Consider the following 12,481-nt stretch of genomic DNA (forward strand, 5'->3'; position numbering starts at 1 on the left):
ACCTATCCTTTATTTAAGCATTTCTTTCATATTCTGTATGTGGTTCTTCATGTGTTCTAATTCATGTATCGAATTCACATCTATATCACCACCTTGAAAATTATCATTGTTGCCTCCTGAGCTTTCCTCAAGAACTCCTTCTAATTCCAGATAATCATTTTCCAGATTCTCCAATATATCTTCCGGAGCATTCCATAATCCTCTCCTATTAGCTTCTATTAAACGTCTCTCTATTTCCTCCAACGCCCATGGATTATTCTCTTTAAAGAAGCGATTGTTTTCTTCATTTTCAATATATGTTCTTGTTATTTCATTAAATACCCAATCTTCCACTTCATCTGTTGTAGCCTCCCAACCATATACATTACCAATTTTTTTACTTATATCTCCGGCACCTTTATATCCATGTTCTTTCATGCCTTCTATCCATTTAGGATTTAACAATTTAGATTGCACGACACGATTGAGTTCTTCAGACATGGTTCGCACCTGTACATTCATGCTTTCTCTTGAATCACCATAATAGGCTTTTACAGCTTTACCTGACAGTTGTCTTGCCGCTGCCGTCATTCCACCTTGCACACCATAATATGTACAGCATCCTAACAAATCACTTTCATCAGTCATAACCTTGTTATATGTTATATCTACATTTTTCAGGCTATTCTGCAAGGCTTTATAAGCTTCTTTACCATAAACATTTTTACTATATGAGTAACCATTAAAAAATGTGAATACATCAACCATCTCACTTTTATCTTTCCAAGCAGATGAATATACTTGTAGCGTAATACCATTTAGGTAAGTTCCCGGCCTTGAACCAAATATTCTTGCAACAGATTCGTCTAATGTCATACCTGAATTTATATTTTCATATGTATGCTTTCTTACGTAATTCATTTCAATTGGTTCTTCTAATAAAGCAACTTCTCTTACTGCCCTATCTAATATATCCATTCTGTCCTTAAAATTATCTCTAAGTATTCCAGATACTTTAACCGAAATATCTATCCTCGGTCTTTTTAATTCTTTAAGACTTATAATTTCATAGTCGTCAACCTTACCATTGGTCTTCCATTTAGGCCGTACTCCCATAAAGTATAAAAGCTGTGCAAGACCTTCTCCGCCGGCCCATAAAATATCATTACACATCCAATACATACCAAATGAGTCCGGATATCGCTTCTCTTCTTCAATGAATTTATCAATTACCGAATCTGCAAGTCTTTGCCCTGTTACCCATGCCGCTTTTGTAGGCAGCGTCCCTGAATCCAAAGTGTAAAAATTTCTTCCTGTTGGTATAATGTCATCTCTTCCTCTTGTAACAACTCCAGATGGACCAGGTGGTACAAACGTCCCATTACTTGCACCAATGAGATTATCCATCTCTGCAGTCATTTCTATTCTTTTATCTAAATCATTTATCCTTTCTCTAATATAATTTATATCTTCATTATCAATGTTAGAGATAATTCTATATTCGCTATTTGCATCAATAGATTCATCTATAACCATATCTTTAAGTATATATTTTACAAATTCTCTTCCAATATTATCTAAATCTCTTAAAATGTCTCCGTATCTTTTATTGTATTTTTTATGTATTCTGCTTGGATTTTTTAGCATTTCTTCAAAATCCAAACCATAAATGTCACACAATATTCGCCTAATACCTTTTGTATCACCATCCTCATATCGTAATATTCCATATATTAGATCTATTCTTCTCTCTCCCGATGGTATGTCATCAAATATATGTAAGCCATCTTGTATTTGCGAATTGCCAATCAATGTTAATAAATCATGGACTTCATTTACCAACTTATCAAAAGAATCAATGCTAATATCTGTTTTTATTTGATCCTTTATATTGCTATTTAAAATTGCATCTATCACTTGATGTTTAAGCTGGTGAGCTTGAGCTTTATCTAATTCTTTTGAATTATCATAATTCTGTAATAATTGATTTATTATTTCTAATTCATCATATAGACCACTTGGTATGTGGACTGTTTGCATATGATCTACGATAGTTGCAAGAGCTCTTCTTTTTGCAATAGTACCCTCAGGTGGATTATCTGCATTGTAAATATATAAATTAGGCATATTTCCAATACAAATATCTGTATAACAGCTGTCTGATAATGCCGTTCCGTTTCCTGGTAAGAATTCTAAATTCCCATGAGTTCCCACATGAATTATGCAATCTGTTTTAAAAATATTTTCAAAATATTTATATGTTGCAATATATTGATGAGTTGGAGGACAATGTGGGTCATGTAAAATCTTACAAACCGTACCATTACATTCAGATCCGGCACATCCTCTCTTTGGCTGAACACAAACAAGAACATTGCCAAATTTTAAACCTGTTATACATATTTTCCCTTCATGCACCATAGCAGGTGGCACACCGTCTTTTCCTTCTCCCGGCGGATTTCCCCAATTATCAATTATTTCTTTCTGTGCATCTTTAGGAATTTTATTAAAAAAGGATAGATATGTATCATTATCCATCTTATATATACATCCGCCTTTTTCTACTATTTCACCGACAGTAGTCCAACGAAATTCAGATATGGCCTTTTTTTCCATTATTTCCCGAATAAGATCTTCTCCTGTGTCAGGTATATAATCACCTACGCTATATCCGTCCTCTTTTAATCTTTTTATTATTCTTACGACACTTTCAAGGGTGTCTAACTTGGCTCCTCCTCCTACGCTTGCTTCTGTTGAAGCACATGGATTATTGTTAAGCACAAAAACAATTTTTTTATCAGCATTATTTTTCTTACCTAACGATACCCATTTCGCTACCCTATCAGTTAGTTTTTCAACTCTGCTCATAATAGGACTTCTGCCGGACTCAATTTTATCCTGCTCTAAACCGCCTATAAACAATGGCTCTATATTACCTTCCAACTCCGGAAGAGAAATACTCCAGGCAACATCTCCCAATGTGCCCCCTTTGCTTTTATTCCATTCTTCATTTGACATATTATAGGAGCAGATTGGCTTAAATATAGGGCAATTTAGCCTATTAATTGTTTCAATGGTGTCCTCATCTAATTTTCCGCCTATAAAAAAGCTTGTCATTTTAATAATGGCATTTACTACGCTATTACCCTGCTCATCAAAACAGAACTTTTCTATCGCCCACTTGCTACCCTTTGCTCCTATCGATGGCTCTTCCCACGCATATGCAAATATAGGCAAAACTCGTAAGCCTTTTTTTTCAAGGGAGTTTATGACAGCTTTTTCAATTTTTAAATCATCATTTACAAATGCAGAGCGTGACATTAATATCGCCACAGTTCCTTTAGATTTTTTAGGGTAATCTTTTATATAGTCATCAAATGAAAAATAAAATTTTGTATCATCTATCGATTTGCACTCTGCCAAATAATCGTTTCCGGGATGACTAATAGCCTCCATTGGTATATATTGCGGTTCATCATATAAAACCTTTACATCTCCTGCTTTATTAGCCGCAAATTTAATAAGATTAATTAGATTTTTTTCTCCATTTTGTATATAATATTCGTTAGCCTCTGCTGATATTTTAAGATCTTCTTGATTTACAACATTTTCTATGGCATTCGAGCCTACAAATATTTTTTTAGTTTTATTGTCAATTATATAATTTTTTATATCAGAACTTATCTGTACACTGCTTGCAAGATTAAGAATCATAATATCTGCTTTATCCAAATCGCTGCAAAGCATTTTGAACATCTCTGCATCTTGTTCAACTGTTTTTAAAGAATATATCGAAACATCTGCAATATCTTTATATTTATCTGAGAGCGCTTTTAACCTTTCTGCCGCAGAATGCCAAAAAACACCTACTATTTTTTTCATACTTTTCCCCACTTGTATTTAACTTTCTATTATCTTTTCAATTATTCCAAGATCAAGTTCTTTTGCCTGTTCAAAAGGAAGTCTTCTCATTCTGTGCATATATACAAAACTTGCTATTTTCTTAATATCATCCAAGTCTACTTCTTTTTTACCTATAAATGACGCATATGCTCTTGAAGCTTTCATCATCACCATGTCACTTCGATGCCCGTCAACTTCTAATTCAACAGAAACCTTTGCAATGGCAAGCAAAATATCATCACCTATTACGACATTTTTTAAATTAGTTCTCGCATCCGTAATTCTTTTAATAAGCTTTTCTTCTTCATCTTTGAATTTGTTGACAAATCTTTCAGGATTTTCATCATATTCATTTCTATATTTAATTATCTTTACGCGATCCTCCGGATTTCTTATTCCCTCAATCCTTATGCTTAATCCAAATCTATCTAACAGCTGCGGTCTTAGTTCGCCTTCTTCAGGATTCATTGTTCCTACAAGGATGAATTTTGCCGGATGAGAATATGATATTCCTTCTCTCTCAATTGTATTGACACCCATGGCAGCTGAATCCAGTATAATATCAACTATATGGTCATCAAGAAGATTTACTTCATCAATATATAGAATTCCTCTATTGGCATCAGCCAATATCCCTGGTTCAAATTTCTTATCACCTCTCTTTATTGCTTCTTCCAAATCAAGTGTGCCAACCACTCTGTCTTCTGTTGATGAAACAGGCAATTCTACAACTCTCATTTTTCTCTTTGCTATATCAAAAGGTATTTTTTTTATATATTTATCTTTGCATGATTCACACATTACAGAAGGATCATTGGGATCACATCCGAAATTACATTCTTTTACATACTCAATCTCCGGCAACAATTCAGCCATTGATCTTATTGCTGTAGATTTGGCAGTTCCCTTTTCTCCAAAAGCTAATAAGCCACCTATATTACCATCTATCATATTTAATATCAGACCAAGTTTTAAATTCTCCTGTCCTACTATGGCTGTAAATGGATACGGATATAATCTCTTGCTCATAATTTCTCCTATACTACAATCTCGTTTACTATATTTAATATTTCTCCCGCTTTTATCTCATCCAATTTATAATATTTTGCATTAATCAGATCAGATAATTTTTTAGCCAAATTAAAGCTCATAAGAGATGAATTCTCTATATCAATAACAATGCTTTCAATGCATTTTATTTTATTTATCTTTTCCCCAAGCTCGCTTAATTCCAAATCAGCCTTTTTTTCTTTATCAATAGATACATTCCCTTTACCGTCCGTAATAAGAATTAGCAGAGGCATTATCTGTGGATTTTGTCTAAGTTCATTTTGTATTATTCTTAATCCTTTCTCTATGCCTGAATTAAGCGGTGTGCGTCCTCCCGTTTTGATGTTTTCTAATAATTTGTATCCTCTTTCGACACTTCTTGTTGGAGGCAGCACTACACTTGCTTCATCTCCGGAAAATGTAACCATGCATACTTTATCTCTCTTTACATATGCATCTTTTAAAAGTGAAAGAGCTGCCCCCTTAGCTTCTGTCATTCTTTTTACAGCTCCCATAGAACCGCTTGAATCAACAACAAATATAAATAAGTTGGCTACCTTTTTTTGTCGCACCTTTTCTCTAATATCACTTTTATGTATAGATATTGCCATTCCGTTTTTTTCTCTTATTTTTTGGAAAGGTGCAGCGGCTCTTATGGTTGCATCAAGGGCAATATCGTTTGTATCACTGTTTTGAATTGCATTAATATATCTTCCACTTTTTTTATCAGTTTTACTTTCTGTTCTTCTTCCACTTAAACTTCTATTTTTCTTATCTGAAGAATGGCTCAAATTTATAACATTAAATGCTTTACCGACTTCATCTGTTTTTTTAACAGCTTTTCCCATGCTTTTTCCCTTTATATTGGGAGAATTTTGAGTATCTTTTTCTTCATGCTCTCTTGTATTTTCTCTTATATTTTCATCCTGCTGTTCCTGCCTGTTATTATGATTATTTTCTTTATCATCCTCTCTCTTTTCATCATTTTTATTGTTTTCTGTCTGTTCATCTGACTGATTGGGCATTCTTTTTCTGTGAGGCAAAACAAAAAAACTTGCTTCTTCAATATCATCTTCAATAATATGTTCTCTTCCATGTAATGCCGCCACCGCTTTTACGCCTTCGCACATTATCATATCAACGGCATTTCCTCTAACATTTTCCTCAATGCATTTTTCAGATATCCTTTTATATATTTCATCACTAATTGATATTTTTTTTAATCTTTCTTTCGAATCAGAAATAAGCCTAAATACTTCTTGGTCAGTTATGGCATACTTTTTTTTACTATCATTACAATTGCAATCCCATTCTTCATTTATTCTTATTATTTCCATCCTGTCTTCTATGTCTTTTAGCCTATCCGTTCTGGCATACATTCCGAAGGATTCAAGCAAACTTCTTTTAACTGTATACAAACTTAAATTAACGGTTGCAAAGTAAATGAATTCTGTTTTATCAATATGAGATACACCTTCTCTTTCGATCCTTATTTCCTTGTCCGATAAGGCAGTTTGTAAAATATCAGCAATGTTTTCTGACATAAAAGATAAATCATCAGTTAATGCAATGCCTCCGTTTGCATTGGCCAATACACCGCTCTCAAAAACTATTTCTCCATCCGATAAAATCTTATCCACGGCAACGGAACCTAATAACCTATCTTCTGAAATATTGCTTGGAATTTCCGTAATATTTAAATCTGTTATATTTGCAACAGATCTCATTATCCGTGACTTTCCCGAACCACAATCTCCATCTATAATCAGTCCTCCTATCTTAGGATTGATTAAATTTAAAATTATAGCTTCTTTAAGATTCTCATTCTTATATATTGCAGAAAACGGAAATATATTATTATTCATTTTTTTCACCAAATTTATTCCTTAAATATGTATAATAATCATTTGCTTCAATTGATAAATCGATATTATTTCTTTTTATAATTCCAAATTCTCCACAGCATATTTCAATGATATTTTTTCTTATATGTCTATATTTTTCAGGTAAAAAATGATTAAATTGAAAATCTACATATGCATACTCCAATTCATTTACAATTTGCAAAGCATTTTCTACAGAATTTGTTTCAATTCCATAGTTATATGACATATTGGATATGTCTAAAGTTCTCTTATCATTATTAACTGCTGTTGACATATCAGTACCACTCACTTTTACAAAATCTATCCCATCCGTATTAAAATAAAAATCATTTTCTTTACTTAAGATGATTTTTTTATTAGTAAATAAATATTTATTTACTGATGAGATTTTTATAAATTCCAATGAATAATCTTTTAATCTGTTTTCTATCGAAATTTTGCTCTTTTTATCTATAAAAAATATTCCAAAATCAAACTTTCTGGTATGAAGTTCGCCACACGCCCGAATCATGTCTGTTCTTATAAATTTATAAGCCTCAGTATTATCTTTTTTTTGTAATAAATAGTCTGTAAATATATCTCCTAAATCCACATTATTTCCAATCACAATGTTAAGATGTTTTTTATTTTGTATTTTTCCAAAAGACTCAATTCCAATTATTTCATTTAATATATTTACAGCATGTGTATATATTTTTATGCCGTCAGATGTTGGCATAATTCCGGTTCTTTTTCTATTTAACAGCTTACATGACAGTTCATCCTCCAATGACTTTATTCGCTTGCTTATTTGTGAAACCGATACAAATAGATTTTTTGCTGCGTCATTAAAACTTCCTGTATCAATGACAGAAACAAAAGCCTGCAATTGTCTTATATCCATATAACCCCCCGATAGATTTTATCTAAGAATAGATTATATTAGTGGTAATGCGTTTCTTTATCCGCTATATGGGGATAAACTACTTTCTTTTTAGGAAAATAAATATGTGGTATCTCACGGTAGTCAATGACAGAAAAGCAGTATTTATGCCACATTTCGCCATTTTCCTATTTTTTATATCGGCGGATAATGGCATATTATTTGCCCCTTTTTTGCCACTTAAAAACAAAAAAACAGCCCTTTTAATTGGGCTGTTTGATGTACAGGTTATCATCAAAAAAACCATAAGAGCTGCAACTCTTGTGGGTTCTTTTGTATTTGTTATCACGGAAGGTATCAACTTCTCTTACAAAGAATTTTCCAAAAATATTTAATTATTTTTAGTTAAATCAATTTTACTTTATTTTTTAATAAAGCACGCAAACAATAGGTCTTTAGACCTCATTTTAAAAAAGAGAGCAAAACTCTCTTTTTTCGCCAATCCGGCGAGGATAAAATATTATTTTTCATTATATTACTTCGCCAACTTGGCGAAGTAATATTTAAAGTTCTAATTCTTCATCTGCCTTATTTCTATGGCTCTCATCACAATGCGATTTTATTTTATTTAAAATATCATTCGAATCATGGATCAATTTATTGTTCTCCAACTGTATGTAAGTTGAATACAATGATTTTTCATAGCAATACTTAACGCTTTTATAATAAAACTCCTTCCAGCTGTCGGAAATTATCTCTACATCATTGTATTGTTTTGGTATTTCATTTATAAAATTATGTATTTTTTTTAGATTTATTCTGGGCACTATTCGTTGAACGGCCTCATTGCAGTCACTGTTTTCCATACTTTCAATATATTTTAATGGATTTATTTTTTTATCATTTATTGTAAATGCACATATTCTTGAATCATACACACTTTGTTTGAATCTTTCTTCATCATCTAATATTCTTTCAATTTTTGAATTATCTATATTACCGGCAAATGATGCTCCATTGTCAAAAACAGGAGCAACCTCAACCTCTTCTGTGATATTATTAATTAAAACGCCCCAGTTTCCATTATTCCTGTCATTGTTACCTATAAACGCATCTACAACAAACATATCCCAAAATCTTTCTTTTAATTCTGGGCAATTAATAAATCTGGGATTATTTTCCATAACTATCATCAATCCCTGTAAATCTGAACTTGATATATAACTTGATAGTTTTTCTTCCAATCCGGCTACATAAATATTATTTATTGAATTATAATCTTCCAGTCTTATTCTACTGATATCTTTTCTAAAATCTTTACAGGCAACAACCACTTTTTTATCTTTAATTCCCAAAATAGTTTTGTGAACAGGAATATCCAACATTTCGTATATATGAGAACCTATATATTCCGAAAGTGGTGAGGAATTATAAGACATATTTACACCTTCAAAACTTTTTGCAGATTTTGGAAATTTCAAAAACCAGTTTTCACTATTTATTATTACACCTAATTTTTTACCTGCTCTACCTCCGTAAGATAAGTTGTTTTGTTTTATATTTTCAAAATTTTCTATTTCCATAGTTAATTATTTCCTTATATTCTCTTTAAATTGCCATCATAAATTAATATTTCTCCTATAATATGTTTATCTGCGTTTTCAACAAAAATGAACCATTATCATTCTTCTTACCGATAAAACCGCATATACACATTAATTAATGACATTCCATACGGTTATCGCACAATCTCAATCCCGTCTTAGTGCGAATAAAGTTATTTTTGCAAAAAACCAAAATACCGCCAGTAAAATTCCAACGAAAATAAGTGCGATTTTACCCACAATACCTAAAATTTTAAATGTAATCTTCATTCCTTTCATAATTCTCTCCTTGTTACAATCAAATTAATAGTTATTTTTGGTAATAACGTTAATGTCAGGCAATATAATTATGCGTTGAATTATTGTTTTCGATCGTACCAATCTAATGACTGAAAAATAAAATTATTACCGTATTTATGAATAAATAAGTTCATTCATCACTATTTCCTGAGCCGTGTAAATTATGTTCTGTAACCTTCTTACATATTCCATCCAGTCCGTTCTCTTTAACTGCTCGTTTACTCCCTCTCTCTCCTTCATCTGTTCTATCAGGCGTTCCTCCATTGCTTTCGCTTCTTCGTCCGTTTCCATCAAATGATTCCACCACGTTAGATTCGCTACCATTTCCTCTTTTAACTTCGGATTGTATTCCTCTATATATCTTGCTCTCATTCTCCCGTATTTGCTCATTTCTGACAACGGAGCTGCCCATTCCTCCAGTGTTACCGGATATAGCATCCCGTCCTCTCTCTCCTCGTATGTTATTTCCATGCCCCCCATCATAACTTTTTCTATTCTTTTCTTCTCCATTGTATTTACTCCTTTCGTTAATTATAAAAATGTGCTATAATTACGCTTTAGTGGTTTAACGCATTGTAGTATATCCGTGTTATATTTTCAATACTTTTTTTACTGTTTTTTTAAATTTATTTTTTTTACAAATTACCTGCCTTTTTTAGTTTATATCCTCTGTATATCGCAGTTTTACCGCTTGTTCTGCATTTTTTTTAAATCCCGCAAAAAAATCTCCTAAAATCAGACAATCAATCTGACTTTAGGAGATTTTTGTAAATTATGTTTTAATAATGCTTTACTTTAGTTGTTTAAAGTTGTAAATGATTGCATTAGGCAAATACTATATAACCGAATAATATTAAAATAATTAAAAGCTACCGCTTGATCCTCCGTGAGAACTTCCGGACGACGAAGTGTGAGAATCCGAATCGGAATCATTTTTAGGAATCGGAATTTTTGTAATGTTAAAGTACAAAAAGTAATCATCACTCCTTCTTATGTTAAAGCTTCCGGGAACAATATACGCTTTTGCCTCAGTTTCAAATTTTACCGGCTTTAATTTCTTTTTATACGATAAAATAATTATCATTGAAATAAACGCACCTATGGAGAATGCAATAATTAAATTCATAAGCACATCCTTTGATTTTTTTGGCTCCGTAAATGAATTGCCTTTTTTTGCATCCTTTACAATATCATATGTAAGATCGGCAAATTTATTAAAGGCATCACTGTAATCACCGTCTTTTAAAATCGGAATAATTTCATCTTCCATGTAGTTTAAAGCATCTTTGTTAATGGCGCTAATGCCGTATCCTTTAGTTGATATAGCCCACTTTCTGTCGCTTATACTTACAAGAAACAGCGCTCCGTCGCCGTTTGATCCTCTTCCGTATCCGTTATAATCGAAATAATCATCCGCATACTCCGTGGCAGTTTTAGATCCTGTGGAATTCACGGTTACAACCGCAACGTCAAAGTTTAATTCATCACTTATTTTTTCCAACTTGGAATTTAATGCTTCCTCTTCTGATTTATCCAATAAATCCGCATCATCCGCCACATATTTCTTTGCGGTTACGGCAGGAGTAACAGAAGTCGTTTCCGTGGCTGTTCCGTTTTCCGCCAAATAATATCCTGACGATACATCATGCATTTGTTCATATTCGCCGATATATGAGCCATTCAGACCCTTTGCATTTAAATCATCTGCATGAACAGGAGCCGATAAAAGAGGTATTGCCCCCATTAATGCACTTATACATAACGATACAACCGTTAATTTTATTTTTTTCATGTGCAGCTCCTTTTAAAATACAAAATAAAACAGCAGGAAAATTAATATTCCGATAATGCCCGTAATAATAAAGAACCACGCCCACAGTCCTCCTACACTTGCCGGAAGATTGCCCGTGAACTTTCCGGTCTGTCCGTTCATTGCAAACATATAATCATTACCGTTCCACTTTGTATTAAGAATCCACACAGGATATAACGCATAATGTTCCGTTGATTCGGATAGGGCAATACTTGACCCGGCTACCGTAACCGTGTCATATCCTCTCGTGGTCTTCATAAATTCGGATTCCGTGCTTCTCTTTATTCTTGTGTTGGCTCTGTCTATGCTGTCGTCGGCCGTTACATCATATCTGTCGGCAAAAAATCCCGATAAATAAGCCGTTCGGAAATCCACGGCTTCACTAAAATCAAACGGTTCTATGGATTCCATCAAATCGTCAGGCATTTTGCTTGAACCGTCAACGGGAATATGTTGAAAAGCTATGTCTCCCGATCTGTGCAGTTTGTAGTGATCTGTCTTTGTATAGATATATTCCGAATCGGACCAGGTTGTTACTTCCGTGGCATTGTATTGAATATCCGCATCAACTTTGGAATCAAACAGCCAAAACGGCACATATATACCTCTTATTTCTTTTATTCTGTTTTCGGTTTTAAAATATTTCGGTACAAATCTCTTGCTTTTTACATATTTTCTGAGGCTTTCTTCAGCCTGACTCTTGTCGTATTTAAACGGAATTACATAATCCGGTTTTAAAATTCCGGCAAACATCTTTGTCATTACCACCGGATTACCGCAATACGGACAGCTGGTTGCCCCCAGAGTCTTATCTCCTATTATTTCGCCGCCGCATGAATTACAAATGTATGAATTAAGCTGATCCTGTTCCTCATCTGTCCATTCCCGTTCCGGCGTCGTTTCCCATGCAAACTTATCTTCTTCAAGTATATCGGGCTCTTCTTCCAGTGATTTTAAAGAGTCGATATCAAATTGAGCATCACAATAAGGGCATTTCATTTTTTGAACGCCGCTGTCGAAATGTATTGCACCCCCACAGGAAGGGCATTTAAAATCCTGTAATTCTGCCATTAAGTTCCCCTTA

At 33.2% G+C, this 12,481-nt stretch carries 10 protein-coding genes; 1 reads left to right on the top strand and 9 read right to left on the bottom strand.

Annotated features, from left to right (window positions below):
• Positions 1–9 precede the first annotated feature (9 nt).
• From cobN to ACYQ1N_RS04725, 4 genes are all read right to left on the bottom strand, one after another.
• Positions 10–3,861 carry a cobaltochelatase subunit CobN gene (gene cobN / locus ACYQ1N_RS04710; RefSeq protein WP_459833359.1) on the bottom strand — a complete coding sequence of 1,284 codons (3,852 nt, stop codon included), beginning with the start codon at positions 3,859–3,861 and terminating at the stop codon, positions 10–12.
• 18 nt (positions 3,862–3,879) lie between these two features.
• Positions 3,880–4,833: a magnesium chelatase ATPase subunit I gene (locus ACYQ1N_RS04715; RefSeq protein WP_459833361.1), complete on the bottom strand. Its 954-nt coding sequence runs from the start codon at positions 4,831–4,833 to the stop codon at positions 3,880–3,882.
• A gap of 86 nt (positions 4,834–4,919) precedes the next feature.
• Positions 4,920–6,797 (bottom strand): VWA domain-containing protein, encoded by a 1,878-nt coding sequence (locus ACYQ1N_RS04720; protein ID WP_459833363.1) that lies wholly within the window; start codon positions 6,795–6,797, stop codon positions 4,920–4,922.
• Positions 6,790–7,701, bottom strand: a complete 912-nt coding sequence (locus tag ACYQ1N_RS04725) for a LysR family transcriptional regulator (protein WP_459833366.1) — start codon at positions 7,699–7,701, stop codon at positions 6,790–6,792. The genes ACYQ1N_RS04720 and ACYQ1N_RS04725 overlap by 8 nt, the downstream gene beginning before the upstream one ends.
• Positions 7,702–7,805: 104 nt before the next feature.
• Between ACYQ1N_RS04725 and ACYQ1N_RS04730 the strand changes: the two genes are divergently transcribed.
• Complete coding sequence (locus ACYQ1N_RS04730) at positions 7,806–8,075, top strand: hypothetical protein (protein WP_459833369.1); 270 nt, start codon at positions 7,806–7,808, stop codon at positions 8,073–8,075.
• 168 nt (positions 8,076–8,243) lie between these two features.
• Here ACYQ1N_RS04730 and ACYQ1N_RS04735 read toward each other — a convergent pair whose 3' ends face one another.
• The 5 genes from ACYQ1N_RS04735 to ACYQ1N_RS04755 form a co-directional block, all read right to left on the bottom strand.
• Positions 8,244–9,263, bottom strand: coding sequence for a HipA domain-containing protein (locus ACYQ1N_RS04735; protein WP_459833372.1), 1,020 nt, complete (start codon positions 9,261–9,263; stop codon positions 8,244–8,246).
• A gap of 168 nt (positions 9,264–9,431) precedes the next feature.
• Entirely contained in the window at positions 9,432–9,563 is a 132-nt protein-coding gene (locus ACYQ1N_RS04740; RefSeq protein WP_459833374.1) for a hypothetical protein, read from the bottom strand.
• Between the two features lie 135 nt (positions 9,564–9,698).
• A complete protein-coding gene (locus ACYQ1N_RS04745; RefSeq protein WP_459833377.1) occupies positions 9,699–10,094 on the bottom strand; it encodes a TnpV protein in 396 nt (131 codons plus the stop codon).
• 352 nt (positions 10,095–10,446) lie between these two features.
• Entirely contained in the window at positions 10,447–11,376 is a 930-nt protein-coding gene (locus ACYQ1N_RS04750) for a TPM domain-containing protein (RefSeq protein ID WP_459833379.1), read from the bottom strand.
• A 12-nt stretch (positions 11,377–11,388) separates the two neighbouring features.
• A complete protein-coding gene (locus ACYQ1N_RS04755; RefSeq protein WP_459833382.1) occupies positions 11,389–12,468 on the bottom strand; it encodes a TFIIB-type zinc ribbon-containing protein in 1,080 nt (359 codons plus the stop codon).
• Positions 12,469–12,481 lie beyond the last annotated feature (13 nt).

The organism is Howardella ureilytica (genome assembly GCF_054657495.1).

What these genes read in the sequence shown, in the direction of transcription:
- ACYQ1N_RS04725 (WP_459833366.1), bottom strand. Translation starts at nt 7,701, where the DNA reads ATGGATATAAGACAATTGCAGGCTTTTGTTTCTGTCATTGATACAGGA.
- ACYQ1N_RS04735 (WP_459833372.1), bottom strand. Translation starts at nt 9,263, where the DNA reads ATGGAAATAGAAAATTTTGAAAATATAAAACAAAACAACTTATCTTAC.
- ACYQ1N_RS04720 (WP_459833363.1), bottom strand. Translation starts at nt 6,797, where the DNA reads ATGAATAATAATATATTTCCGTTTTCTGCAATATATAAGAATGAGAAT.
- ACYQ1N_RS04730 (WP_459833369.1), top strand. Translation starts at nt 7,806, where the DNA reads ATGTGGTATCTCACGGTAGTCAATGACAGAAAAGCAGTATTTATGCCA.
- ACYQ1N_RS04750 (WP_459833379.1), bottom strand. Translation starts at nt 11,376, where the DNA reads ATGAAAAAAATAAAATTAACGGTTGTATCGTTATGTATAAGTGCATTA.
- ACYQ1N_RS04715 (WP_459833361.1), bottom strand. Translation starts at nt 4,833, where the DNA reads ATGATAGATGGTAATATAGGTGGCTTATTAGCTTTTGGAGAAAAGGGA.
- ACYQ1N_RS04745 (WP_459833377.1), bottom strand. Translation starts at nt 10,094, where the DNA reads ATGGAGAAGAAAAGAATAGAAAAAGTTATGATGGGGGGCATGGAAATA.
- cobN (WP_459833359.1), bottom strand. Translation starts at nt 3,861, where the DNA reads ATGAAAAAAATAGTAGGTGTTTTTTGGCATTCTGCGGCAGAAAGGTTA.
- ACYQ1N_RS04740 (WP_459833374.1), bottom strand. Translation starts at nt 9,563, where the DNA reads ATGAAAGGAATGAAGATTACATTTAAAATTTTAGGTATTGTGGGTAAA.
- ACYQ1N_RS04755 (WP_459833382.1), bottom strand. Translation starts at nt 12,468, where the DNA reads ATGGCAGAATTACAGGATTTTAAATGCCCTTCCTGTGGGGGTGCAATA.